Annotated in this window: 20 protein-coding genes; 13 read left to right on the forward strand and 7 right to left on the reverse strand. The window is 66.7% G+C overall.

The annotated features are described in order from the left end of the window. Positions 1-338 precede the first annotated feature (338 nt). From OP498_RS17215 to OP498_RS17270, 12 genes are all read left to right on the forward strand, one after another. Positions 339-593 carry an SHOCT domain-containing protein gene (locus OP498_RS17215; RefSeq protein ID WP_280549806.1) on the forward strand — a complete coding sequence of 85 codons (255 nt, stop codon included), beginning with the start codon at positions 339-341 and terminating at the stop codon, positions 591-593. A gap of 86 nt (positions 594-679) precedes the next feature. Continuing rightward, the gene (locus OP498_RS17220; protein WP_280554575.1) at positions 680-3115 is read left to right on the forward strand and encodes a copper-translocating P-type ATPase; all 2436 of its coding nucleotides are present in this window, start codon (positions 680-682) and stop codon (positions 3113-3115) included. A gap of 60 nt (positions 3116-3175) precedes the next feature. Next, positions 3176-3364 (forward strand): DUF2933 domain-containing protein, encoded by a 189-nt coding sequence (locus OP498_RS17225; RefSeq protein ID WP_280554594.1) that lies wholly within the window; start codon positions 3176-3178, stop codon positions 3362-3364. After that, positions 3357-4856 (forward strand): DUF3141 domain-containing protein, encoded by a 1500-nt coding sequence (locus OP498_RS17230; protein WP_280554576.1) that lies wholly within the window; start codon positions 3357-3359, stop codon positions 4854-4856. Before OP498_RS17225 ends, OP498_RS17230 begins: the two co-directional genes overlap by 8 nt. A 5-nt stretch (positions 4857-4861) precedes the next feature. Continuing rightward, on the forward strand, positions 4862-5056 hold the full coding sequence (locus tag OP498_RS17235; protein ID WP_280554577.1) for a DUF3141 domain-containing protein: 195 nt from the start codon (positions 4862-4864) through the stop codon (positions 5054-5056). A 63-nt stretch (positions 5057-5119) separates the two neighbouring features. After that, the gene (locus OP498_RS17240; RefSeq protein WP_280549812.1) at positions 5120-5578 is read left to right on the forward strand and encodes an ATPase; all 459 of its coding nucleotides are present in this window, start codon (positions 5120-5122) and stop codon (positions 5576-5578) included. Positions 5579-5607: 29 nt separating this feature from the next. Next, positions 5608-7365: an alpha/beta fold hydrolase gene (locus tag OP498_RS17245; RefSeq protein WP_280554578.1), complete on the forward strand. Its 1758-nt coding sequence runs from the start codon at positions 5608-5610 to the stop codon at positions 7363-7365. A gap of 112 nt (positions 7366-7477) precedes the next feature. After that, on the forward strand, positions 7478-7741 hold the full coding sequence (locus tag OP498_RS17250; protein WP_280554579.1) for an alcohol dehydrogenase catalytic domain-containing protein: 264 nt from the start codon (positions 7478-7480) through the stop codon (positions 7739-7741). Between the two features lie 10 nt (positions 7742-7751). After that, positions 7752-8714, forward strand: coding sequence for an efflux RND transporter periplasmic adaptor subunit (locus OP498_RS17255; protein ID WP_280554581.1), 963 nt, complete (start codon positions 7752-7754; stop codon positions 8712-8714). A 6-nt stretch (positions 8715-8720) separates the two neighbouring features. Continuing rightward, the gene (locus tag OP498_RS17260; protein WP_280554583.1) at positions 8721-10451 is read left to right on the forward strand and encodes an ATP-binding cassette domain-containing protein; all 1731 of its coding nucleotides are present in this window, start codon (positions 8721-8723) and stop codon (positions 10449-10451) included. Further along, positions 10448-11542, forward strand: a complete 1095-nt coding sequence (locus tag OP498_RS17265) for an ABC transporter permease (RefSeq protein WP_280554585.1) — start codon at positions 10448-10450, stop codon at positions 11540-11542. Before OP498_RS17260 ends, OP498_RS17265 begins: the two co-directional genes overlap by 4 nt. Further along, positions 11542-12645 (forward strand): ABC transporter permease, encoded by a 1104-nt coding sequence (locus OP498_RS17270; RefSeq protein ID WP_280549825.1) that lies wholly within the window; start codon positions 11542-11544, stop codon positions 12643-12645. The genes OP498_RS17265 and OP498_RS17270 overlap by 1 nt, the downstream gene beginning before the upstream one ends. A gap of 303 nt (positions 12646-12948) precedes the next feature. Here OP498_RS17270 and ppc read toward each other — a convergent pair whose 3' ends face one another. The 5 genes from ppc to cysM are packed head-to-tail and all read right to left on the reverse strand — an operon-like array spanning position 12949 to position 21097. Further along, a complete protein-coding gene (ppc, locus tag OP498_RS17275) occupies positions 12949-15597 on the reverse strand; it encodes a phosphoenolpyruvate carboxylase (RefSeq protein ID WP_280554588.1) in 2649 nt (882 codons plus the stop codon). After that, a complete protein-coding gene (gene mazG, locus OP498_RS17280) occupies positions 15594-16478 on the reverse strand; it encodes a nucleoside triphosphate pyrophosphohydrolase (protein ID WP_280554589.1) in 885 nt (294 codons plus the stop codon). The genes ppc and mazG overlap by 4 nt, the downstream gene beginning before the upstream one ends. Next, on the reverse strand, positions 16475-18760 hold the full coding sequence (relA, locus tag OP498_RS17285; RefSeq protein WP_280549831.1) for a GTP diphosphokinase: 2286 nt from the start codon (positions 18758-18760) through the stop codon (positions 16475-16477). Before relA ends, mazG begins: the two co-directional genes overlap by 4 nt. Next, positions 18753-20198: a TRAM domain-containing protein gene (locus tag OP498_RS17290; protein WP_280549833.1), complete on the reverse strand. Its 1446-nt coding sequence runs from the start codon at positions 20196-20198 to the stop codon at positions 18753-18755. The genes relA and OP498_RS17290 overlap by 8 nt, the downstream gene beginning before the upstream one ends. A 2-nt stretch (positions 20199-20200) precedes the next feature. After that, a complete protein-coding gene (cysM, locus tag OP498_RS17295) occupies positions 20201-21097 on the reverse strand; it encodes a cysteine synthase CysM (protein ID WP_280554591.1) in 897 nt (298 codons plus the stop codon). 117 nt (positions 21098-21214) lie between these two features. Between cysM and OP498_RS17300 the strand changes: the two genes are divergently transcribed. Beyond that, positions 21215-23953, forward strand: coding sequence for an ATP-binding protein (locus OP498_RS17300; RefSeq protein WP_280554593.1), 2739 nt, complete (start codon positions 21215-21217; stop codon positions 23951-23953). Here the strand turns inward: OP498_RS17300 and OP498_RS17305 are convergent. Next, positions 23893-24270 carry a holo-ACP synthase gene (locus OP498_RS17305; protein WP_280549839.1) on the reverse strand — a complete coding sequence of 126 codons (378 nt, stop codon included), beginning with the start codon at positions 24268-24270 and terminating at the stop codon, positions 23893-23895. The two genes, OP498_RS17300 and OP498_RS17305, sit on opposite strands and share 61 nt — an antisense overlap. After that, on the reverse strand, positions 24267-25067 hold the full coding sequence (pdxJ, locus tag OP498_RS17310) for a pyridoxine 5'-phosphate synthase (RefSeq protein ID WP_280549842.1): 801 nt from the start codon (positions 25065-25067) through the stop codon (positions 24267-24269). The genes OP498_RS17305 and pdxJ overlap by 4 nt, the downstream gene beginning before the upstream one ends. Positions 25068-25228 lie beyond the last annotated feature (161 nt).

The following is a 25228-nucleotide window of genomic DNA, read 5'->3' on the forward strand; positions in this document are numbered from 1 at the left end:
TTCATTCGATCTGATTCGTTAAATAGCGGGCTATTCGCCTCATCAGATCGATAAACTTGTCTCGAAATCCGTCTCTCTCGCTACGATCGGTCAAACCCGACAGGCTCCTAGCGGATACCTCACGCAATACTCACAATGAGCCGGGGGATCATTGACATCCTGAACTCACACCTCAGCGCAAGCGTGCGGTGTTGATTCCATGCCACTGAAGATGTCTAAAGTTGACCGGGATCAAGACACGCATGCTTGCACCTCTATCTTATCTTGACCCTTGGGTTACCCACAGGTCTTAACCTGACGGTAGGGCAGGGTGATTCAACATGACAGGAGATCCGACCATGTGGGGTGACATGATGGCGTATATGGGGAGTTACGGCTGGGGGCATATGCTCTTCGGCGGGCTCATGATGGTGTTGTTCTGGGGCGCTGTCCTTGCCCTGGCCGTTCTCCTGGTCCGTCGCCTGACCCGAGACCGAGGCGAGGCCCTTTCTCAACAGCGGCCAACGGCACTGGATCTTCTGCAAGAACGCTACGCTCGGGGAGAAATCGACCGCGAGGAATACGAGCAACGCAGGCACGATCTACGAGATTGACGACGCGGCCTAGGCACCAGGGCGTCCCTCGCACACGGAAAGACCCGGAGATACCCCCAGCCAACGAAGGTAACGGAGACGGCTTCATGACTCAGCAGCACATCAAGCGGCGTGAGCACTCGCATCACGGCAAGCAGCAGGAAGGCACAGATGCCGGCTCCATGAACGCCAGCGATCAAGGGGCTTCCCAATATACTTGCCCAATGCATCCCGAGGTCGTCTCCGACCAGCCGGGTGACTGCCCGAAGTGCGGCATGCACCTCGTGCCCATGGGAAGTGACGGCGCTCAAGCACCTTCCGATCATGGCAAGGATGGCGGATGTCACGGGCATGGCACCGGTCATTCAGCCAGCGAACCGGTGCGCGGCGGCAAGTACGACAAGGTACCGGCCGGGCATGCCGGCGCCGTCTACACCTGCCCCATGCATCCCGAAGTGCGCCAGACCACCCCCGGTGCCTGTCCGCTGTGCGGCATGGGGCTGGAGCTGGAGTCGGCAGCGGTCGGCGATGAGGGGCCGAATCCCGAGCTGGTCGATTTCACCCGGCGTTTCTGGGTCGCGGCGTTGCTCACGCTGCCGGTCCTGATTCTGACGATGAGCCCCTACCTGGGCTTCGGGGCGATCCGCGACTTCTTCGGCGAGCGAAGCGCGATGTGGATCGAGTTCGCGCTCAGCACGCCGGTAATCCTGTGGTCGGGCTGGCCGTTCTTGGTGCGCGGCGTCACTTCCTTTCGCACGATGAACCTCAACATGTTCAGCCTGATCGGCATGGGCGTCGGCGCGGCCTATCTCTTCTCGATCGTCGCGGTGCTGGCGCCCGGCATCTTCCCCGAGGGCTTCCGCCGGGACGACGGCACGGTGGGCGTCTATTTCGAGGCCGCGGCGGTGATCGTGACCCTGGTCCTGCTAGGCCAGGTGATGGAATTGCGCGCCCGCGAAGGCACCGGCAAGGCGATCCGCGCACTGCTCGACATGGCCGCCAAGACCGCGCGGGTGATCCGACCCGACGGCAGCGAAGAGGAGGTGGCGCTGGAAGACGTGCAGGTGGGCGATCACCTGCGCGTGCGGCCCGGCGACAAGGTGCCGGTAGACGGCGTGGTCGTCGAGGGCCGCTCCTCGATCGACGAGTCGATGATCTCGGGCGAGCCGGTCCCGGTGGAAAAGGTCCAAGGCGACAAGGTCACGGGGGCCACGATCAACGGTACCGGCAGCCTGGTCATGGAGGCCACCCGTGTCGGCGCCGATACCATGCTCAGTCAGATCGTCGAGATGGTGGCGAATGCTCAGCGCTCGCGCGCGCCGATCCAGAAATTCGCCGACAAGGTGGCGGGCATCTTTGTCCCCGCGGTGATCGGCGTTGCCGTGCTGTCCTTCATCGCCTGGGCGATCTGGGGACCAGCGCCGGCGCTCTCCTATGCACTCATCTCGGCGGTGGCGGTACTGATCATCGCCTGCCCGTGTGCGCTGGGCCTGGCCACGCCGATGTCGATCATGACGGCCACCGGGCGCGGCGCCCAGCTGGGGGTGCTGATCAAGAATGCCGAGGCCCTGGAGCGTTTCGCCAAGGTCGATACGCTGATGGTCGACAAGACCGGCACGCTGACCGAAGGCAAACCGAAGCTGGTGGCCGTACTGCCGGAGGCGGGGCATGACGAGGCCGAAGTGCTGCGCCTGGCGGCCAGCCTCGAGAGAGGCTCCGAGCACCCGCTGGCCGAGGCCATCGTCACCGGCGCCGAGGAACGCGACGTATCCCTCGCCGATGCCACCGATTTCGAGGCCGTGACCGGCATGGGCGTCAAGGGTGTCGTGGGCGGCCAGTCGGTGGCCCTCGGCAACGCCAAGCTCATGGCCGAACTGGGCCTCGATGGCGGGCGGATTTCCGAGACCGCGAACGCCCGCCGCGATGAGGGCGAAACGGTGATGTTCGTCGTGCTCGACGGGCAGATCGCCGGCCTGGTCAGCGTGGCCGACCCGGTAAAGGAAACCACACCGGCCGCGCTGAAGGCGCTGCACAAGCTGGGCTTCCGCATCATCATGGCCACCGGCGACAACGATCGCACCGCCCGTGCCGTGGCCGGCCGGCTGGGCATCGACGAGATCCGCGCCGACGTGCTGCCCGAAGACAAGGCGCGCATCATCCGCGAGCTGCAGGCAGAAGGCCGCAAGGTGGCCATGGCCGGCGACGGGGTGAACGACGCCCCCGCCCTGGCCCAGGCGGATGTGGGTATCGCCATGGGCACCGGGGCCGACGTGGCAATCGAAAGCGCCGGCTTCACGCTGGTCAAGGGCAACCTCGACGGCATCGTCCGGGCCCGCAAGCTATCGCTGGCCGCCATGCGCAACATCAAGCAGAACCTGTTCTTCGCCCTGGCCTACAACGGGGCGGGGGTACCGATCGCCGCCGGGATCCTCTATCCGTTCCTCGGCATCCTGATCGGGCCGATGTTCGCCGCCTTCGCGATGAGTGCATCCTCGCTGTCGGTGGTGATGAATTCGCTGAGGCTGCGCCGGGTGAGGATCTGAATCATGAATGACGAAAAGGGGTGGCTGGAGCGACGTCCCGGCAAGGGCACCTTCTGGCTCATGGTGGTACTTACCCTGGGGGTAATGGGCTTCCTGCTCTGGGGAGAGCACAAGGTGCACCTGCTCGGCGCCCTACCCTGGCTGATCCTGCTCGCCTGTCCGCTGATGCATGTATTCATGCATGGCGGGCATGGTGGACACGGAGGCCATGGCGGGCATGATAACCGCAAGGGAGGACAAGATGAGTAGCGATACTTGGGACTGCCACTCGACCCCGACATCATGGCCCTTTGACCTGGCCGCTTATCAGCTCGACCTGTGGCAACGCGGCGTGCGCTACCTGGATACCCTGCGTGAGCGCGCCAACAACATGCTCGAGCACGAGCGGGCCGGCAAGCCGCCGCTGCTCGACTTCGATTACGAGACGATCCTCGATGGCCGGCGGCTGGAAGGTCCCGCCAACTATGCCCTGCTGCGGGTCACGCGCGTGGGCGATGACTGCCTGGAGGACTGCTTCGACGAGACCAGGCCGCCGGTGGTCATCGTCGATCCACGCGCCGGCCACGGCCCGGGCATCGGCGGCTTCAAGCGCGACTCCGAGGTGGGTATGGCCCTCCATGAGGGTCATCCGGTCTACTTCGTGATCTTCTTCCCCGAGCCCGTCCCCGGGCAGACGCTGGAGGACGTGCTGCACGTCCTGCGACGCTTCGTCGAAACGGTGGCCGAGCGCCACCCCGGCCAGCCGCCGGTGCTCTACGGCAACTGCCAGGCGGGTTGGGCCATCGCGCTGCTCTGCGCCGACTGCGAGGGCCTGGTGGGGCCGGCGGTACTCAACGGCTCGCCGCTCTCCTATTGGTCGGGCGAATCCGGCGTCAATCCCATGCGGCTGGCTGGCGGACTGCTGGGCGGTGCCTGGCTGACGCATCTGCTGGCGGATCTGGGCGATGGCCGCTTCGATGGCGCCCACCTGGCCACCAACTTCGAATCGCTCAAGCCGGCCAACACCCTGTGGCAGAAGGACTACCAGCTGTTCGCCGACATCGACGGACAGCGCGAACGCTTCCTCGACTTCGAGCGCTGGTGGACGGGCTTCTACGCACTGAGCAAGGAAGAGATCACCGCCATCGTCGAGAACCTCTTTGTCGGCAACCAGCTGGAACGCGGGGAGCTGCAGGTCTGTCCGGGCTGCACCATCGATCTCCGGCGTATCCGCAATCCCCTGGTGATCTTCGCCTCCAGCGGTGACAACATCACCCCGCCCCATCAGGCGCTCAACTGGATCCCCGCGGTCTACCCCAGCACGGAGGCGCTCAAGGCCGCCGACCAGCGCATCGTCTACCTGCTCAATCCCCATGTGGGGCACCTGGGCATCTTCGTCTCATCCAAGGTCGCGCGCCTCGAGCACCGGGCGATCCTCGAGAGTGTCGGCGAGCTGAACGACATGGCGCCCGGCCTCTACGAGATGCGTATCGACAACCCCACCGGCGACCCCGACTGCCACAAGCCCCAGTTCCAGGTGCACTTCGAGGAGCGCCGCGTGGAAGACCTGGACTACCCCGACCAGGCTCCGGCGTTCGACCGGGTGCGCGCCCTCTCCGAGCACAACGTGGCCCTCTACGAGACCTTCGTCGGGCCCTGGGTGCGGTTTTACACCACACCCTGGTCCGCCGAGGCGCTGCGACAACTGCATCCGGCGCGGACCAGCCGGCTGATGCTCTCGGAACGCTTCTCCCCTGGATGACCGGCGTGAAATGGCTGGCCGAGATGGTGGAGACCGCGCCGGCGCCGATCGATAGTGACACCCCCTATCGGCAATGGGAGACGCTGGTGAGCGACGCTATCGCCTCGACGCTGGAGCTTGCCGGCACGACCCGCGACAGCCTGTACGAGATGGGCTTTCACAGCCTCTACGGCGGGGGATGGTGGAGCCAGAACGAGTGACCCAGTCGAAGCCGACCCGGTTTACAGCCAATACCTATAGAGCAACCCTCTAATGGAGCGTAAATGAATATCGAGACCTTTCACGACCTGATCGACTGGACTCGCCAGCTGCATGCCCAGTTGGCCGAGTGCTTCAGGCACTGTGCCACCCAGCAGGAGGAGGCACGGGCCAAATCGCTGCTGGAGTACCTCGCCGATCACGAGGCGGTCCTGGAGCACACCGTGGCCAGCTTCGAAAAGCAGGCCGACCCCAAGGCCCTAAACACCTGGGTCTACGACTATCTGTCGCATGCGCCCATCAAACCCCATCAGGCGTGCAATTTGCCCTATGCCGAAATGGGCTTCGAAGACATCAGCCGGGAAGTCTTCTCGCTGCACGATCAGGTCATCGCGCTATACCGCTACCTGGAAGGACGCGCCGACATCCCCGAGGCTCGGGATCTCCTTCGCGAGCTCTTGAAGCTAGAGGAACACGAGGCGATGCGTCTGTCCCAGCAGATCAACCGAGACCGAGACCTGTAGTCGGCCTGCTGCCCCAAGGAGACGCGCTGATGAACACCACACCCCAAACCACCACCATCGACGGGCCGAAAGCGAGCCCACCAGCGACGACCACCGACCCGCGCCTGCACGCCATGATGAGTCTGTTCACGGGTGGGCTGTCGCCGACCGCCGTCCAGCAGGCCTGGTGGGACTGGGCGCAACACCTGCTCCTGTCACCGGACAAGCAGGCCGAGCTTCTCGGCAAGGCCCTGCGCAAGTGGCAACGATTCGGTAGTTATTGCGAGCAGGCTTGTCGGGACGCTAACTGCGAACGCTGCATCGAGCCCCTTCCCCAGGACAAACGCTTTCGGGACGACGCCTGGCAGCGCTGGCCCTTCAACATGCTCTCTCAGGGCTTCCTGCTGCAGCAGCAGTGGTGGCATGCGGCCACCATCGGCGTACCGGGCGTCTCGCGCCACCATGAGGCGATGGTGAATTTCGGCGCACGACAGCTGCTCGACGTCTTCTCGCCGTCGAACTTCCTCACCACCAATCCCGAATTGCTGGAGCAGACGCGGCGCGAGGGTGGCGCCAACCTGGCCCGCGGCGCCAGTAATCTGCTGGAGGACTGGCGGCGCCGGCAGGCCGGCGAGGGGCCGGTGGGCGTCGAAGCGTACCGGGTCGGCCGGGACGTGGCGGTGACGCCGGGCAAGGTGGTCTTCCGCAACCGGCTCATCGAGTTGATCCAGTATGCGCCCGCCACCCAGGAGGTGCACGCCGAGCCGGTGCTGATCGTGCCGGCCTGGATCATGAAGTACTACATCCTCGACCTCTCCCCGGCGAACTCCCTGGTCCGCTACCTGGTGGCACAGGGCCACACGGTGTTCGTCGTGTCCTGGAAGAACCCGGGCAGCGATGAGCGGGACCTGGGCATGGCCGACTACCGCCGGCTGGGGGTCATGGCGGCCCTCGACGCGGTCACGGCCATCTGCCCGCAGCAGCGTGTCCACGGCGTGGGGTATTGCCTGGGCGGGACGCTGCTGTCGATCGCCGCGGCCGCCATGGGGCGGGACGGTGACAATCGCCTGGCCAGCCTGACGCTGCTCGCCGCGCAGACCGACTTCAGCGAGGCCGGCGAGCTGATGCTGTTCATCGACGAGGACCAGGTTCGCTTCCTCGAGGACCTCATGGCGATCAGGGGCTACCTGGATACTCGCCAGATGGCGGGCGCCTTCCAGTTGCTGCGCTCCCAGGACCTGATCTGGTCGGCGATGGTGCGCAGTTATCTGGCCGGCGAGCGTCCGCCCATGTTCGACCTGATGGCCTGGAACGCCGACGGCACCCGCATGCCGGCGCGCATGCACAGCGAGTACCTCCGGTGGCTGTTCCTCGACAACGACCTCGCCGGCGGGCGCTACCGGGTGGACGAACGGCCCATATCGCTGACCGATATCAGGATTCCCGTGTTCGCCGTCAGCACGCTCAAGGATCATGTCGCCCCCTGGCGCTCCGTCTACAAGGTGCAGTGGCTGACGCCGGCAGACGTCACCTTCGTGCTTTCCAGCGGCGGGCACAACGCCGGCATCGTCAACCCGCCCGGTGATTCCCGCCGCTTCCATCAGATCTCGACCATCCGCCGCGACGACCCCTTCATGGATCCGGACGGCTGGCAGGCCACTGCCGCACATCATGACGGCTCCTGGTGGCCCTGCTGGCAGGGCTGGCTGATCGATCACAGCACCCAGCGCGTGCCCGCCCGGGAGCCGGGGATGACCAGAGGCTATCCGGCGCTGGACGAGGCGCCAGGGCGTTATGTACTGGAGTAATGAGCCCGTCCTGCGGGCCTGGTAGAGGAAGCGGTGCAACTATAACCGCGAATTGCCCCCTATACGTAGCTCGCCATGAGCTGCCATTTGTGCCACTCAAGGAGGTAACATCATGAAAGCACTCGTCTATCACGGACCGGGCCAGCGTCGCTGGGAGGAAAAACCGCGCCCGAGCATCACCAAGCCCACGGACGCGGTGGTGCGCATCACCCATACCACTATCTGCGGCACCGACTTGCACATCCTCAAGGGCGACGTGCCCGCCATGGAGGATGGTCGTATCCTCGGCCACGAGGGCGTCGGCGTCGTCGAGGAAGTCGGCGACGGCGTGAGCAACATCCAGATCCCGGCTCCAACCCAAACGATAATGTCATAAGGAGTATTTGGTGAAGCCCCAATCCTGGCTCTGGTCTCTGATAGCGGTGTTGGTGCTCGCCGGCGGTTCTTATGGGGTTTTTGTTCTGTTCGGGGAAGAGCCCTTACCCCAGGGAATCGTCTATGGCAATGGCCATATCGAGGGGCGGGAAGTGCGGATCGCGGCCGAAGTGGCCGGTCGGGTCATCGAGCACCATCTCGCGGAAGGCAGCAAGGTTTCGGCTGGCGACACGGTCGCCGTGATCGACCCCGCCGATGCCAAAGACCGCCTGCGCTCGGCACAGGCCGAGCTGGCCGCCGCACGGGAAGTCCGTGACGGCTTCGACAGCCAAATCACCACCTGGCGTCATCATCTCAAGACTGCCGAGAAACAACGGCAGCGGATCCGGGACTTGCGGTCCCGCAATCTGGCCAGCGCCAGTGACCTGGATCAGGCGGAAAATGCCGTCAGTGAGGCCCGGGGCCGGCTCCAGTCTCTCCAGCGGCAGAAGGATGCCGCCGAAGAACAGGTGGCTGCAAGGGCGGCGCAGGTGGCGCTGGCTGAATCGCAACTGGAAAAAGCGGAGGTTGCCGCGCCGCTCTCCGGAACCATACTGATCCGGGCGGTGGAGACGGGAGAGGTTGTCGATGCCGGCCAGCCGCTGGCCACGATGGTCAACCTGCGGCAGCTCGAACTCAAGGTCTATGTCCCCGGCGATACCGTCACCCGGATCAGTCTCGGGGACCCGGCCAGAATCCGCGTGGACGGTTTGTCCGGGGACTTTTCCGCCAAAGTCGGCAGGATTGACGATTTCGCCCAGTTCACCCCCCGTGATGTCCACATGCCCGACGAGAGAGTTCGGATGGTCTATGGCGTTACCCTGGTGCTGGATAATCCGGCCGATGCTCTGAAACCCGGTATGCCGGCGGATGCCTGGATTCGCTGGGATCCGGACGCCGAGTGGCCAGCGACCCTCTCGGTTCCGGCGCGCTGAGCCGTCATGTCTTCCCCGGAACCCATCGTCGCCAAGGGCCTTGGCCGCCAGTTCGGAGACAATGTTGTCATCGAGCCACTGGATGTTTCGGTTGGTCGCGGCCAACGAGTGGGTATTGTCGGTGCTGATGGCGCTGGCAAGACGACGCTGTTACAGATGTTGGCCGGCATCCTCGACCCCACTGTGGGGGAGTGCCGGGTGCTGGGTTTCGATACCCGTCGAGGGGCCAAGCAGATTGCTGCCCGGATTGGCTATATGTCCCAGGGTTTTACGCTTTACGATCGACTCAGCGTCAAGGAAAACCTGAGCTTTGCCGCTCGCATCCGGGATGTGCCCGACGAACTCTATCGGGAGCGTTCAGAGAGGCTGCTATCCATGTCGGGGCTTGGCCGCTTTACCGACAGGCCCGCCGCCAAGCTGTCCGGTGGCATGCGGAAAAAGTTGTCGCTATGTACCAATCTGGTCCATGAACCGGAGCTGCTGATCCTTGACGAACCGGGGCTCGGCGTCGACCCCCTGTCCCGGCGCCATCTCTGGACCATGCTCGACCGCTTCCGGGCGCAGGGCCTGACCATGGTTGTCGCCACCTCCTACATGGACGAGGCGGAGCGCTGCGACAGAATACTGCTGCTGGAACAGGGCCACGTTCTCGCGGATGGCTCGCTGAAAGAGCTGCTGAGGCCCGTCGCGGGAAGGGTGTTCACGGTAAATGCCGGGAATACCGGGCGGGGCTTGCGGGAGTTGTCCGGCATCCTGGCTCAAATTGACAGCGTCCATTCCGTGCAGTGGTTGCCGGATCACCTGCGACTGGTGATGAACACGGACATCGCTGAAAACCGGCTGGCCGCCTTATTGCCTGAGGGAGCCCACCTGGCGGCGGCCGAGTCCCGGCTCGAGGACCTGTTTGTGCTGCGGACGGAGAAGAGGACCGGCGAGCAGCAGTTTCCGGAACTGGCCCGGCAAGACAGGGGAAAAGAGGAGGGGCTGGTGGTCACCGGTCTGAGCGTCCGCTTCGGCCATTTCAAGGCCGTTGACCGGGTGAGTTTCGAGGCGCCATCTGGCGAACTGCTTGCGTTGCTGGGGCCCAACGGGGCGGGCAAGACGACCCTGATCAGGGCCTTGTGCGGGCTTGTGGCCATCGATGAGGGCGGCGCCCGGGTGGCCGGGGTGAGCTCCGGTGGGGGTAGCACCGCATTGCGCCGGCAAATTGGTTATATGTCACAACGATTTTCACTCTATCTGGAACTGACCCCCTGGGAGAATCTCCGCTTCTTTGCCAATGCGTACGGCCTGGCCGGAGGCGCGGCGCGGGCTGCGATCGACTGGGCCAGGGAAGTGACGGGGCTGGCAGATATTCCCGACAAGCTCACCGGTGATCTTTCAAGTGCCTTGCGCCAGCGTCTGGCGCTGGCTTGCAGCCTGCTTCACCGGCCCCGGGTGCTGTTCCTTGATGAGCCCACCTCGGGTGTCGATCCCGTCGCCCGGTACCGTTTCTGGCGGGTTATCCGTGAGCTGGCCGCCAGCGGTATGACCGTGCTGGTCACGACCCATTACCTGGAGGAAGCGGCCTACTGTGATCGTCTGGCGTTAATGCTGGACGGGCGGCTGCTCGCACACGGTAGCAGATCGTCACTGAATCATTCGCTCGGCCTCGAAGCCGACGCCACGGTGGAGACACTCTTCACGGCGGCCATAGAACAGACGGGAACGGCCAATTCCCGGGCGTTGGGACCATGAAGGCTCATCGGCTTGGAGCCCTCATCGTCAAGGAAAGTCGCGAGCTGATTCGCGACCCGGTTACCGTTGCGTTGGCCGTGATCATGCCGCTGATCATGCTTTTTCTGTTCGGCTATGCGGTCAATCTGGATGTGGAACAGGTTTCCGTGGGAATTTACGATCTGGACAACACGCCGGCAAGCCGCGAACTGTCAGCCCGTTTCGACAGCTCGCGGTATTTTCAATTAGAGCAGAAAACGACCGATCTCCGCGATCTGGAGCTGGCACTGCAAAGCTCGACCATCAGCATGGGAGTGGTGATTCCAGCCGGCTTTGCCCGGCAACTGCTCAGAGGCGACGAGGCGCCTGTCCAGGTGATCGTGGACGGCGGCTATCCTGTTCTGGGTCGATTGGCATCGGCCTATGCCGAGGCGGTAATCGCAAATTTCCCCGCCCCGCGTCAGAGCGCCGTCCGGGTCCAAGCCAGGGTCTGGTTCAATCCCTCCCTGCGCAGCGTCAATTTCGTCATCCCCGGGTTATTTGCCGTGATCCTGATGGCCTTCCCACCCCTGCTGACCGCCCTGGCGATCGTGCGTGAGAAAGAGACCGGTACGATTGAGCAGATCTATGCATCGCCGGTCACCTCAACCGAGTTTGTTGTCGGCAAGCTGGTGCCCTACGGTCTGGTGGCTTTCCTGGAGATTCTTATGGTCATGGTGGTGGGGTTTGCCTGGTTTCAGGTCCCCATTGCCGGCAGCCCGATACTGCTGCTGACGTCCGCTTTCGTTTATGTGCTGACCACGGTGGGTATCGGCCTGTTGGTTTCATCGCTGGTCCGTACCCAGTTGGCGGCCATGTTGATAACACTGATTGTCACCTTGATGCCGTCGTTTTTGTTTTCCGGCTTTCTGTTCCCCCTGTTCACCATGCCTCTTGCCCTGCAACTGTATAGCTGGCTTTTCCCTGCCGGTTATTTTATGGAAATCTCCCGGGGCATCGTGTTGAAATCAGCCGGCCTTGAAGCCGTTCTGCCGAATCTGATGATGTTGATCGTCTATACGGTCCTGGTTTTTGTCTTCGCGGACTGGCGAATGAAGCAGAAGGTGGCCTGATGGGAATTGCCTTATTTGGTTTGTTGCGCAAGGAGCTCGTGCAGTTCTTTCGTGACCGGTTGATACTGACCCTGATACTTTGGCTTTACACCATTGAAGTCGTCATTTGTGCCGTTGCGCTCAGTTTTGATGTAAGCCACCTGCCCCTGGCGGTGGTGGACGAGGATCGCAGCGCCTTGAGTCGCTCGTTGATCCAGAAATTTGCGGTGAGCGAAACCTTCGACCTGAAATTTCAGGAGACCCGTGTGGCAACCGCCACCGACCTCCTGGAGAAAGGCGATGCCACTGCGGTGTTGGTCATTCCCGCCGGGTTCGAAGGTGATCTGCTCGCTGGCGAGAGTGCTCAGCTCCAGTTCCTCCAGGACGGCACCAATTCCAACATTGCCGCCAATGCCGTCAATGATGCTCTGCGGATCGTCCAGCGCCAGGAGCGCGAAGCGCTCCCTCCTGCCGGGAAGAAGGGGGGCGCGGTACCCCTGATCCGTATCTGGTATAACCCCGACCTGACAACATCGGGTTTTATCGTGTTATCCATGATTGCTCTGGCCGGCATGATGGTGGGCGTTATTCACCCGGCAGCCTCTATTGTCCGGGAAAAGGAGCGCGGCACCATCGAGCAGCTGCTGGTAACGCCCATTTCCACCCTGGAACTGTTCCTGGCCAAGGTCACACCGACGCTGATCATGGGTGTACTGTCTATCTTCCCGAGCCTGGTGATTGTCAGAGTCTTTGATGTGCCCCTTCAGGGCAGCCTGCTTTTATTTCTGGTGCTGACCGCCATCTTTTTGCTCAGTGCGATTGCGCTGGGCGTACTGATTGCCGCCTACAGCCGGACCCTTCAGCAGGCGCTGCTGCTCTCCTTTTTCGGACTTTTCCCGCTGATGTTCCTGTCGGGCAGTCTGACGCCGGTAGAAGCCATGCCGGCTTTCCTGCAAAGCCTCTCCCTGCTGAGTCCACTGCGTTATTACATGGATATCACCGTCGGTATTTTCCTCAAGGGTGCCGGTCTGTCGGTTCTCTGGGATGAGGCTCTGGCCATGCTGGCAATCGGTGTCACCCTGTTTCTGGTATCCCTCTGGGTTTTTCGGCGCCGGGTGCAATGAGATCGGCTGAGTGAGCGTCCAAAAAGGCTGCTGTGTGACATCCCCCAGTGTCAGCACCGCTCGACGCCTCGAACGCCGCGCAGACTCCCCGAGCCGTCAGCGCCACGCCGCTGGCGAACCCGCCCCGACCCCTTTGCCAGGATGTGGGAGGAGGGGCTCGTCCCGCAGCTGGCCGCCGCCCCGAGCTTGCAGGCCCTGACCCTGCTGGAGTGGCTGCAGGAGCACTACCCCGGCCAGTACCCGGACAGCTTGCTGCCGGTGAACGATGGCATCAAAAACGCCGAATACCAGGCGCTGCCGGGTTCAGCCGGTGTTGCGCAGCCCGGCGGCGATCCCCGCCATGGTCACCATCAGCGCCCGGGAAAGATCCGCGCTGATCGCCCCGTCGGCATCGCGGTTACGCTGCAGCAACTCGGCCTGCAGACCGTGCAGCGGATCGATGTAGGGATTGCGCACCTCGATGGCCTGGCGGATCAGTGGCGTCTTCTCCAGCAGCTCCTGCTGGTCGAGCACCTGCAGCAGCGCCTCGTGGAGGCGGCCGAAACGGGTGCGCAGCCGCTCCCCGAGCGCCTTGAGGGACGGCTCGTCGACCAGCCGATGCTCGTAGTAGGCGGCGATGCCCACGTCGGCCTTGGCCAGCAGCATCTCCAGCATGTCCAGGTAGGTCCCGAAGAAAGGCCACTGGTCGCGCATCTCGCGGAGCACCTCGAGTCCGCCCTCCTCCTCCAGCCGCTGGCTGAAGGCCTCGCCACTGCCCAGCCAGGCCGGCAGCATCAGGCGAATCTGGGTCCAGGCGAAGATCCAGGGGATCGCCCGCAGGGTCTCGACGCCACCATCCTGGCGACGCTTGGTGGGTCGCGAGCCCAGCGGCAGGCGGCCGAGCGCGCCTTCCGGGGTCACCGAGCGGAAATAGGGGACGAAATCGGGATCCTCGCGCACCACCCCCACATAGGCGCCGTGGGCCACCTCAGCCAGGCGATCCATCTCCTCGCGCCATTCCGGCCTGGGCGCCGGCGGCGGCAGCAGGCTCGCCTCGAGGACCGCACAGGCATAGATCTCCATGGAACGCAGGGCGATCTCCGGCTGGCCGAACTTGAAACGGATCATCTCGCCCTGTTCGGTCACCCGCAGGCTGCCGTTCACCGAGCCCGGCGGCTGGGAGAGGATGGCCGCGTGGGCGGGCCCACCCCCCCGGCCCACGGTGCCGCCACGGCCATGGAAGAGCGTGAGGTCGACCCCGTGGCGATCGCAGACCTCCACCAGCGTCTCCTGGGCCCGGTACTGGGCCCAGGCGGCGGCCAGCTGGCCGGCGTCCTTGGCGGAGTCCGAATAGCCGATCATCACTTCCTGGCTGTCGCCGGCCAAGGCGCGATAGCCCGGCAGCGCCAGCAGGTGGTCGATGACCTCGCCGGCATGGTCCAGGTCATCGAGGGTCTCGAACAGCGGCGCGATGGGCAGGCTGACCGTGCCCCCCACCTCCTTCATCAGCAGCGCCACGGCGAGCACGTCGGAAGGCTGGGCCGCCATGGAGATGATGTAGGTCCCCAGCGCCTCGCGGTGCTCGGAGGCGATCACCCGGAAGGTGTCGATGACCTCGCGGGACTCGGCGGAGCACTCCCAGCGCCGCGGGATCAGCGGACGCCGCGAGGCGAGTTCGGTGAGCAGGAATTCCTGGCGCTGCGCCTCGTCCCAGTCGCGGTAGTGGCCGAGCGCCAGGCCATGGGTGAGTTCCTCCATCACCTGGGCGTGGCGACTGGCCTCCTGGCGCAGGTCGAGCTTGGTCAGGGTCACCCCGAAAATCGCCACGCGGCGCAGGGTGTCGAGCAGCACGCCGTTGGCGATGGTGTCGAGCCCCACGTCACACAGCGAGCGATAGCAGGCCAGCAGGGGGGCATAGAGCTGGTCGCGGGTCTCGATGATGGCACCGCCCTCGTAGCTGCGCCCGTCGAGTTCGGCCTTGGCCCAGTCGCGGGTCGCCTCGACCCTCGCCAGCAGGCGCTTGATCAGCTCGCGGTAGGGCTCGGCCACCTCCCCCACCTCGGCCTTGAGCGCGCTGTTGGCCTTCCACATCGAGAGCTCGGCCTTGAGCTGCTCCAGGTCGCGCAGGTAGAGGTCCGCCGCCATCCAGCGCCCCAGCAGCAGCACCTCGCGGGTCACCTTCGCGGTGACGTTGGGGTTGCCGTCGCGGTCACCGCCCATCCAGGAGGCGAAACGGATCGGCGCGGCATCCAGCGGCAGGCGCTCGCCGGCGGTCTCCAACAGCAGGTTGTCCAGGTCGCGGTGGAAGTCGGGCACCGCCTGCCACAGGGAGTTCTCGATCACCGCGAAGCCCCACTTGGCCTCGTCCACCGGGGTCGGTCGCTCGTGGCGGATCTCGTCGGTGTGCCAGGCCTGGCTGATCAGCTCCTCCAGGCGGCCCTGGGCACGCGCCCCGCGCTCCGGATAGTCCGCGGAGGACTCGATGGCCGTGAGGCAGTCGTCGATGGCGTCGTATTTCTGGATCAGGGTGCGGCGGATGACCTCGGTGGGGTGCGCGGTCAGCACCAGCTCGACGCGCATGCCTGAGAGGGTCTCCACCAGCTTGCGCGGCGAGTGGCCGGCGCCCCGTGCCCGCTCGAGCAGCTCGGAGAGCACCGGCTGGGAACCGGGCTTGTAGTCCTCGACCCGGCGGAAGCGCGCCCGATAGTGCTGCTCGGCGATGTTGGCCAGGTTGAGAAACTGGTTGAAGGCCCGGGTCACCGGCAGCAGGTCACGGTCGGGCAGCTTGCGCAGGTACTCGATCAGCGCGCGCTGGCTGCCGTCCTCGCCCTGGCGGCCGCGCTTGGCGAAGCTGCGGATGGTCTCGATGCGGTCGACGAAGCCCGGACCCAGGTCATCGGCGATGGTGCGGCCCAGGCTGTCACCCAGGATACGGACATTGTCACGCAGCGATTCGTGCAGGTCATGGCTCATGGCCGGGACTCTCCTTCTTGCGACGGTTCCTGAACGGGGGTGTCGAGGTGCTTGGCGGCCTGCCAGTGCCGCTCCATGGCCGCCAGGCCGGCCTCCTGCAGCGGCACCTCGGCGGCGGCCAGGGCCGCCTCCACGTGGCGAAAGCGCCGCTCGAACTTGGCATTGGTGGCGCGCAGGCACTGCTCGGGATCGGCCTTGAGCGTGCGCGCCAGGTTGGTCACCGCGAACAGCAGGTCGCCCACCTCCTCGGCGGCATGCGCCCGATCCCCCTCTGCCAGGGCCTCTTCCACCTCGTCGAGTTCCTCGCGGATCTTGGCCAGCACGCCGCTGGCATCGGGCCAGTCGAAGCCGACCCGGGCGGCGCGCTTGGAGAGCTTGGCGGCCCGGGAGAGTGCCGGCAGGGTGCGGGGAATGTCGTCCAGCACCGACGCCGCGGCGGTGTCGCGCGTGTCGCCTGCCCGCTCGGCGCGCTCCTCGGCCTTGAGGGACTCCCAGCGGGAGTGCACCTGCTGCGTCTCCACCTCGGCGGCGCTGACGTCCTGGCGGCGCGAGGCCAGGGTCCCGGCGGGGAAGACATGGGGATGGCGGTAAAGCATCTTGGCGGTGAGGACATGCACCACGTCATGGAAGTCGAAGCGCCCCTCCTCGGCCGCGAACTGGCTGTAGTAGAGCACCTGGAAGAGCAGGTCACCGAGCTCGCCGGGCAACTCGTCCCAGGCCCGCCGCTCGATGGCATCGGCGACCTCGTAGGCCTCCTCCAGGGTATGGGGCACGATGGAGTCCCAATCCTGCTTCACGTCCCAGGGGCAGCCCTGCTCGGGGTCGCGCAGCACGGCCATCAGCTCGAGCAGGTCGTCGAGGTCATAGCGGGGCAGGCTCATGTCGTTCTCCTCCTGCGCTTGCCGGACTTGCCTTGCCCCCCCCCGCTACGCAGCCGTCGCACCTCGATGACGTTGGGCAGCTGCTGGATGCGCGAGAACAGGCGCCCCAGGGTCTCCAGGCCGTCGACCTCGACGGTGATCGACATGCGCGCGATGCCGTCCTCGGTATCGGTGAGGGTGTTCACCGAGAGCACGTTGACGCGGTCATGGCTGAGCACGCCGGTGACATCGCGCAGCAGGCCCGAGCGGTCCCAGGCCTGGATCTCGATGTCCACCGGGTACTGGGTGCGGGCCCGCTCGCCCCATTCCACCTCGATGATGCGCTGGGGTTCGTCCAGGCGCAGCTGCAGGATATTGGGGCAGTCCTGGCGGTGAACGGTGACGCCGCGCCCCTGGGTGATGAAGCCGACGATGGCGTCACCGGGCACCGGATGGCAGCAGTTGGCCATGCTGGTCTTGAGGTTGCCCACCCCGAGCACGGTGATGTCGCCGCCGCTGCCCTTGCCCGGGGCCTTGCGGGGCTTGGCCAGCAGGCGGTCGAGCCGTTCCTGGTCATCGCTCTCGCCGAACAGCTGCTGGGCCTGGTGCAGCACCTGGCCGATGCGCAGGTCGCCCGCGCCCAGGGCCGCATACATGTCGTCCGGGGTGGGGTAGTTGACCTTGTTGGCCAGGGTGGTCAGGTCCATGTCCTCGACGTCGAGACGCTTCATCTCGCGCTCGAACAGTGCCCGGCCCTCCTCGAGGTTGCGGTCGCGGGCCTGCAGCTTGAACCAGGCCTGGATCTTGGCCCGCGCCCGGGAGGTACGCACATAGCCCAGGTTGGGGTTGAGCCAGTCGCGGCTCGGCCCGCCCTTGCTGGCGGTGAGTATCTCCACCTGCTGGCCGGTCTTGAGCCGGTAGGTGAGCGGCACGATGCGCCCGTTGACCTTGGCCCCCCGGCAGCGGTGGCCCACCTCGGTATGCACTCGATAGGCGAAGTCGATCGGCGTGGCGACCCGGGGCAGGTCGATCACGTGGCCGTCCGGGGTGAAGACGTAGATGCGGTCCGGGGCCACGTCGCTGGTCAACCCCTCGCGCAGGTCACCGAAGTCGCCCACTTCCTCGTGCCATTCCAGCACCTGGCGCAGCCAGGCGATCTTCTCCTCGTAGCTGGCGCTGCGCGCGTTGGTGTCGTGCCCCTTGTAGCGCCAGTGGGCACAGACCCCGAGCTCGGCCTCCTCGTGCATGGCGAAGGTGCGGATCTGGATCTCGAGCACCTTGTTCTCGGGGCCGAGCACCGCGGTGTGCAGCGACTGGTAGCCGTTCTTCTTGGGGTTGGCGATGTAGTCGTCGAATTCGTTGGGTACGTGATGCCAGCGCGAATGGACGATGCCCAGCACCGTGTAGCAGTCGGTCACCTCGGGCACCAGGATGCGCACCGCCCGGATGTCATGGACCTGGGAGAAGTCGATGCGCTTGCGCTTCATCTTGCGCCAGATCGAGTAGATGTGCTTGGCGCGCCCGTCGACCTGGTAGCGGCCGATCCCCTGGGCCGACATCAGCGACTTGAGGGTCTCCACCACCTCGCTGATGTAACGGTCACGGTCCAGGCGCTTCTCGGCGAGCTGGCGGGCGATGGCCTTGTATTCCGCCTCGTGCAGGTAGCGAAAGGAGAGGTCCTCGAGCTCCCACTTGAGATGGCCGATGCCCAGGCGGTGAGCCAGGGGCGCATAGATGTCGAAGACCTCACGGGCCACCTGCAGGCGCTTCTCGCGCGGGGCATCGCGCACCTGGCGCAGGGCGCAGGTGCGCTCGGCGATCTTGATCAGGGCGACGCGGACGTCGTCGATCAGGTTGACCAGCATCTTGCGCAGGTTGTCCTGCTGGTCATGCTGGCTCAAGCCCTGGCTGGGTGCCTGGAAGGTGCTGATGGCGGCCATCTGCAACACGCCATCGATGAGGCCGGCGACTTCGTGGCCGAAGCGCTTGTCGACCTCCTCGAGGCCGATCAGCCTCTCGCGGACGGCGCGATAGAGCACCGCGGCCTCCAGCGCCGGCTGGTCGAGCTTGAGCTCGACCAGGATGTCGGCCATCTCCAGGCCCATGCGAAAACTCGAGCCATCCTTGAGCCAGGCCTTGTGGGGGCGGTCGGACGCCAGTTCCAGCTGCTGGGCCAGCTCGCAGGCACGGCGCATCTCGTCGACATCGCGCAGCTTGACGTCGTCCTGCAGGCGTGTGAGCCACTGGTCGATAGCGACCCGCCCGTCCCGGGTCAGCGGCTGCTCTTCACGCACTTTAACCATTGCTTGACGCTCCTTGGGCCTGCTGCGCCGAGCCGGGATACTCGAACAGCAGCATGGATTCCAGGTGTGAGGTGTGCACGAACATGTCGGCCACGGCCGCACGCACGATCCGATAGCCACCATGCACGAGGTGTGCCGCATCCCGGGCCAGGGTGGCCGGGTCACAGGAGATGTAGAGCAGACGCGGCACCGGTTGTTCCACCAGTGCACGGCTCACCGCCGCGGCCCCTTCCCGGGGCGGGTCCAGCACCACCACCTCGGGAGCGGCCTCCTGGAGCAAGGCGCGCACGGCCGGCAGCGCGGCGAGATCCGCCTGGCGCGCCGCGATGTCCAGGCCCCGCCCTGGTGAAATGGCGCAGGCATTGTCGCCGAGCCGTGCGACCATCGCTGGGTTGCCCTCTGCCGCCGTCACCCGGGCACCGGCGGCGGCCAGCGGCAGGCTGAAGTTGCCCACGCCGGCGAACAGGTCCAGCACCCGCTCGCCGGCGGCCAGCGGCGCCAGCCAGGACAGGGCCGTCGTCACCATCAGGCCATTGACCTCGCCATTGGCCTGCAGGAAGTCCCCGGGGGCGATGCCCAGGGAGAGCTCCCCGTCAGGCCCCGGCACCCCGCAGCTAAGCGCCGGCGGGGGCGTCAGCCAATCGAACTCGGGCGCCTCGCGACCCAGCCAGCGCGCCAGGTGGACGCCATGCGCCGTGGCGAAGGCCTGCCAGCGCCGGGCGTCCCCGGGGTGGTCACGCAGCTGGCGCACGACCACCACCACCGCCTGGTCGCTCGCGAGCAGCTCGAGGTGCCCCACCTGGCGCGGGGCCTCGAGGTCTGCCAGCAGCTGGTGCAGCGGCACCAGCAGGGCGTCCAGGGTCGGCACCAGCACGGTGCAGGCATCGATGTCGACCAGGCGGTGGCTATGGCGCGCGCGAAAGCCCAGGTGGACGCCGCCGTCGGCGTCCACCTTGACGCCCAGGCGGGCGCGCCGGCGATAGCCCTCGCCCGCGCCGGCGAGCAGCTCGGGCGACGCGGCCAGGGCGATGCCCTGGCGCTCCAGCAGTTCCTCGAGTACCGCCTGCTTGTGGCGGCGCTGCGCCGGCAGGGCGAGGTGCTGCAGGTCGCAGCCGCCGCAGCGTCCAAAGTGGGGACAGGGCGGCGCGACGCGCTCCGCCGAGGCCACCAGCAGCTCCCGCACATGGGCCTCGTCGAAGCGCTGGCGGGTGCGATGAACGGCGACCCTCACGCGCTCGCCCGGGAGCGCGCCCTCGACGAACACCATCTTGCCCCGGGCGGTGCGTGCCACCCCGCGCCCGTCATGGGCCAACCCCCGGATCTCCAGGGCATCCTGCTCCCCGGCGGCGGAAGCCTCCCGGCGCTCTCCCTGGCGCCTCTGCAACCCCGAGACGCCCAACGGCGCGCGCGTAGGACGACGCTTGCCTAGCATGGCCATTCTCAGCGCTCCGGGGCGAACAGGCCGGTAGAGAGGTAGCGGTCGCCGCGGTCGCAGACGATGAAGACGATCACCGCGTTCTCGACCTCGGCGGCGACACGCAGCGCCCCGGCGAGCGCCCCGCCGGACGACACGCCGGACAGGATGCCCTCCTCCCGGGCCAGGCGACGCATATGCTCCTCGGCCTCCTGCTGGCCGATGTCCAGCACCCGGTCGACGCGGCTGGCGTCGAAGATGCTCGGCAGGTACGCCGGCGGCCAGCGGCGGATGCCGGCGATGCTGGCGCCATCCTCGGGCTGCAGGCCGATAATCTGCACCTCGGGGTTGCGCTCCTTGAGGTAGCGCGACACGCCCATGATGGTGCCGGTGGTGCCCATGGAGCTGATGAAGTGAGTGATGGTGCCACCAGTCTGCTCCCAGAGTTCCGGGCCGGTGGTGCGGTAGTGCGCCAGGGGGTTGTCCGGGTTGGCGAACTGGTTCAGCGGCTTGCCCTCGCCGCGGGCGATCATCGCCTCGGCCAGGTCACGGGCCTCCTCCATGCCCCCTGCCTTGCTCACCTCGATCAGCTCGGCACCGTAGGCGGCCATGGCCTGCTTGCGCTCGGCGGAGGCACTCTCCGGCATGATCAGCACCATGCGATAGCCCATGAGGGCGGCCGCCATGGCCAGGGCGATCCCGGTGTTGCCGGAGGTCGCCTCGACCAGGGTGTCGCCGGGCGAGATCTCGCCGCGTGCCTCGGCCTGCTGGAGCATGGAGAGGGCCGGCCGGTCCTTGACCGACCCGGCGGGATTGTTGCCCTCCAGCTTGGCCAGCAGGGTATTGCCGCGCCCGGCGGTGATGCGTTTGAGGCGGACCAGCGGCGTGTGGCCGACGGTCTCCTCGAGAGTGGAGAAATGCATGTAACCTTCCTGATGGAAACGCCGTTTCGGCATTATATCCCTGCGGCTGCACACTGGACAGGCATCTGCCCGCCCTGTGGCATACTGGACGCCGATTCACCGCCCGACGAGCCGCCGATGTCCCTCAAGACCCGACTGATGCTGATGATCCTCGGCCTCCCCCTGCTGCTGCTGGCCCTGCTCGTCGGCGCGGCCCTGGCACTCGAGGATCGCCAGCGCCACGCGACGCTGCGCGATGAGCTGACACGGGGCGCCGAGCTGGTCGCGCCGGCCCTGGACGATGCCCTGGCGCGGGAGGACGAGCGGGCGCTGTCACGCCTGACCGACGGCCTGCTGGCGCTGCCCCATGTCCAGGCGCTGAGCCTCCTGAATGACCAGGGTGAGTCTCTGCTGGAGCGCGGCCGGTTTCGCGACCCACCGGCGCCGCCCGAGTTCGACGCCTCACACCTGCTGGACCGCGATCATCGTTGGCTGCTGCAGGTCCCCTTGCCCGGCGCACCGACGCCGACCTGGCTGGCGCTGGATATCGACACCACTCCCCTGCTGCTGAGCTTCTACCGCCACCTGGCCAGCGCCAGCCTGGCGCTGATGCTCGCCGGCCTGCTGCTGTTCCTGGCGGCCCATGCCACCACGCGACGGCTGAGTCAGCCGCTGGAGGATGCCGGTCGCGCCCTGGATCGCCTGGCCCTCGGCGTGGTGCCGGAGCGGCTGGCCATCCCCCCGACACCGGAACTGGCCGGGCTGGCCCAGCGCGTCAATGACCTGGCCGCCCACCTGGAGACGGCGCGCGAGGAGATGCAGGCCCAGATCGAGCAGGCCACCGACGAGCTCCAGGAGTCCATGGAGACCATCGAGGTCCAGAACATCGAGCTGGACCTGGCCCACCGCCGGGCCCTGGAGGCCAACCGCGTCAAGTCGGAGTTCCTGGCCAACATGAGCCACGAGATCCGCACCCCCCTCAACGGCATCGTCGGTTTCTGTCGGCTGCTGGGGCGTTCGCGGCTGGAACCGCGCCAGCGCGAATGGCTGGACCACGTGCAACGGGCCTGCGACAACCTGCTGATGCTGGTCAACGATGTGCTGGATTTCTCCAAGCTGGAGGCCGGCCGGGTGGAGCTCGAGATGCTAGCGCTGGACATGGTCGGCCTGGTCGACGAGGTGCTGGGCCTGCAGGCCCCGTTGGCCCAGCAGAAGGGCCTGCAGCTGCTCGGCCTGGTCTACGACGACGTGCCGGCCGACCTCAAGGGCGACCCGCTGCGGGTCCGCCAGGTGCTCACCAACCTGGTCAACAACGCCCTCAAGTTCACCGACCGGGGCGAGGTGATCGTGCGGGTCATGCTGGAACAGGCCGAGGCCAGCCAAGTGATCCTGCGGGTCAGCGTCAGCGACACCGGCATGGGCCTGACCGACGAGGCTCGCCGACGCCTGTTCCAGGCCTTCCACCAGGCCGACATCAGCCATCCGCGGGAGTTCGGCGGCACCGGCCTGGGGCTGGCCATCTGCCGCCAGCTGGTCGAGCAGATGGGCGGGGAGATCGACGCCGAGAGCGTGCCCGGCACGGGCTCGACCTTCGCCTTCACCCTGCCGCTGTCGGGCAGCACGCAGACCGAGCGCGCCCCGGAGCTCTGCCTGGCTGGGGAAGTCATCGTGCTCGAGGAGCCCCACCCGCCTACGCGTCGCGCCCTGCAGCACCTGATGAGCCGCTGGGGCGCCCGCGTCACCACCCAGGCGAGCGCCGGGAGCGAGCCTGCCGCCTCGCTGGTCGTGGCGGGGCTGAGCAGCGAGGACCTCGATGAGGCGCGTCTCGCGGGATGGCGGCGCCGGCTGGACGGACTGGGCTGCCCCGCCCTGCTGTTGGTCAACGTCAGTCCCCCCGACCTGCCGGCCCTGCCCCTGCCGCATGGCGGCGAGGTCCTGGGCAAGCCGGTCGCCCGCTCGGCCCTGGCCGATGCGGTGGTCCGCCATCTGGCGGGCCCCCCTCGGGCCCTACCGGCCCCCACGCAGCGCCGGCAGGCCGCGTCGCCGGTCCGGCTGCTGGTCGTCGATGACACCGAGTCCAACCGGCTGCTGCTGAGCGAGCTGCTGGCCGGGCCCGGGCTCACGGTCACCCAGGCGGCGAGCGGGGAGGAAGCCCTGGCGCTGGCGCATGACCGGGACTTCGACCTGGTGTTGATGGACATCCGCATGGCGGGCATGGACGGCGTGGAGACGACCCGGGCACTGAGGCGGCTCGGCGGCGCCTGGCGGCGGGTGCCGATCATCGCCGTCACCGCCCATGTACAGGGTGAACAGCACCGGGGGCTGCGCGAGAGCGGACTCGACGATGTGCTGATCAAGCCGCTGCAGCCGCGACGCCTTGCTCAGCTGCTGGAGGAGCACCTGGGCATCGTGCTGCCGCCGCGGGCTGCAGAGAGCGAGCCGTCGGCGCACGGTGACGCCCCTGCCCCGGGGAAGGGAGAGGAGGACCAGGAGCTGGCGGTGGTCGACCTGGAGCTGGGTGCCCGCCTGGCCGGCGGACGCGAGCCCCTCGCCCGGGAACTGCTCGACAAGCTGGCCAACTCCCTGGCGCGCAGCAAGCAGGCCATCCGTGACGCCGTCGAGCGCGACGACGAGGTGGCCCTGCTCGACGCCCTGCATGCTCTCAATGGCGCCTGTCGCTATTGCGGCACGCCACGCCTGGGGCTGCTGGCCGAGACCCTGGAGACCCGCCTGCGCTCGCGGGGCCTGTGCGCCGTGGTGCCGCTACTGCCCGACCTCTACGCCGCCATGGGCGAGCTGCGCGCCTGGCAGGCGGCTCAGCCCTCGAGCACCACAAAGGCCATCGCCAGGGCCTCCTCGTCGGAGAGCGACAAGTGAAGCGACCTGACGCCGGCCGCCTCGGCCAGCTCATGGGCCTTGCCGGAGAGCACCAGTGACGGGCGCCCCAGCGCATCGTTGACCACCTGGATCTCGGTCCAGCGCATGCCGCGGCGCAGGCCGGTGCCCAGCGCCTTGACGAAGGCCTCCTTGGCGGCGAATCGCTTGGCCAGGAAGGCCGCGGGCAGGACATGGCCACGCAACCGTTCGTGTTCCCGCTCGCCGAGCAGGCGCAACGCGAAGCGCTCGCCGTGTCGCTCCATGGCCCGCTCGAAGCGGGCCACCCGGGCGATGTCGGTGCCGATCCCGATGATCATCGGCAGCAGTCCGCCGCCGCGTCATGATCGTGGTCGTGCGCCTCGAGCGAGGCCACGAGACCCGCCTCCTGGCCGGCGATGGCCAGCCGCTTCATCTCGGCCACGGCTTCCTTGAGGCCGACGAAGAGTGCCCGGGCAATGATCGCATGACCGATGTTGAGCTCGTGGAGGCCGGGCAGCGCGGCGATCGCCTCGACGTTGTGGTAGTTGAGGCCGTGGCCGGCGTTCACGGTGAGTCCCAGTTCGTGGGCCATCTCGGCGGCGGCGGCGAGCCGGGCATGCTCGCGACGGGCGGCCTCGCCCGTGACCTCGGCGTAGGCACCGGTATGCAGCTCGATCACCGGCGCGCCGGCCCTGGCCGCCGCCTCGATCTGGGCAGGCTCGGGATCGATGAACAGCGACACCTCGCACCCCGCCGCCGCCAGGCGCCGACAGGCCGCGCCGACGGCCTCGAAGTTCCCCGCCACGTCGAGCCCGCCCTCGGTGGTCAGCTCCTCGCGCTTCTCGGGCACCAGGCAGACATGGGCCGGGCGCAATTCCTCCGCCAGGCACAGCATCGCCTCGGTGACCGCCATTTCCAGGTTCATGCGGGTATTGAGCACATCAACCAGCAGGCGCACGTCGCGCTCCTGGATGTGGCGACGGTCTTCGCGCAGATGCACGGTGATGCCGTCGGCGCCGGCCTCCTCGGCGAGCAGCGCCGCCTGGATCGGATCCGGGTAGCGGGTGCCACGGGCCTGGCGCAGGGTAGCGATATGGTCGATGTTGACGCCGAGCAGGATACGGGGGGGATGCATGGAAGATCTCCAGGGGACGAGGGTCAAGGAATCAAGGAAGAAGGGTAAGCGCCAAGCGGCCAAGCGGCCAAGCGGCCAAGCGGCCAAGCGGCCAAGCGGCCAAGCGGCCAAGCGGCCAAGCGGCCAAGCGGCCAAGCGGCCAAGCGGCCAAGCGGCCAAGC

This window comes from Halomonas sp. 25-S5, from assembly GCF_029889845.1.
Classification (GTDB): domain Bacteria; phylum Pseudomonadota; class Gammaproteobacteria; order Pseudomonadales; family Halomonadaceae; genus Halomonas.

Coding starts and splice junctions, on each gene's coding strand:
- OP498_RS17215 (WP_280549806.1), top strand. CDS start 339: ATGTGGGGTGACATGATGGCGTATATGGGGAGTTACGGCTGGGGGCAT.
- OP498_RS17220 (WP_280554575.1), top strand. CDS start 680: ATGACTCAGCAGCACATCAAGCGGCGTGAGCACTCGCATCACGGCAAG.
- OP498_RS17225 (WP_280554594.1), top strand. CDS start 3,176: ATGGTGGTACTTACCCTGGGGGTAATGGGCTTCCTGCTCTGGGGAGAG.
- OP498_RS17230 (WP_280554576.1), top strand. CDS start 3,357: ATGAGTAGCGATACTTGGGACTGCCACTCGACCCCGACATCATGGCCC.
- OP498_RS17240 (WP_280549812.1), top strand. CDS start 5,120: ATGAATATCGAGACCTTTCACGACCTGATCGACTGGACTCGCCAGCTG.
- OP498_RS17245 (WP_280554578.1), top strand. CDS start 5,608: ATGAACACCACACCCCAAACCACCACCATCGACGGGCCGAAAGCGAGC.
- OP498_RS17250 (WP_280554579.1), top strand. CDS start 7,478: ATGAAAGCACTCGTCTATCACGGACCGGGCCAGCGTCGCTGGGAGGAA.
- OP498_RS17260 (WP_280554583.1), top strand. CDS start 8,721: ATGTCTTCCCCGGAACCCATCGTCGCCAAGGGCCTTGGCCGCCAGTTC.
- OP498_RS17265 (WP_280554585.1), top strand. CDS start 10,448: ATGAAGGCTCATCGGCTTGGAGCCCTCATCGTCAAGGAAAGTCGCGAG.
- OP498_RS17270 (WP_280549825.1), top strand. CDS start 11,542: ATGGGAATTGCCTTATTTGGTTTGTTGCGCAAGGAGCTCGTGCAGTTC.
- ppc (WP_280554588.1), bottom strand. CDS start 15,597: ATGAGCCATGACCTGCACGAATCGCTGCGTGACAATGTCCGTATCCTG.
- mazG (WP_280554589.1), bottom strand. CDS start 16,478: ATGAGCCTGCCCCGCTATGACCTCGACGACCTGCTCGAGCTGATGGCC.
- relA (WP_280549831.1), bottom strand. CDS start 18,760: ATGGTTAAAGTGCGTGAAGAGCAGCCGCTGACCCGGGACGGGCGGGTC.
- OP498_RS17290 (WP_280549833.1), bottom strand. CDS start 20,198: ATGGCCATGCTAGGCAAGCGTCGTCCTACGCGCGCGCCGTTGGGCGTC.
- cysM (WP_280554591.1), bottom strand. CDS start 21,097: ATGCATTTCTCCACTCTCGAGGAGACCGTCGGCCACACGCCGCTGGTC.
- OP498_RS17300 (WP_280554593.1), top strand. CDS start 21,215: ATGTCCCTCAAGACCCGACTGATGCTGATGATCCTCGGCCTCCCCCTG.
- OP498_RS17305 (WP_280549839.1), bottom strand. CDS start 24,270: ATGATCATCGGGATCGGCACCGACATCGCCCGGGTGGCCCGCTTCGAG.
- pdxJ (WP_280549842.1), bottom strand. CDS start 25,067: ATGCATCCCCCCCGTATCCTGCTCGGCGTCAACATCGACCATATCGCT.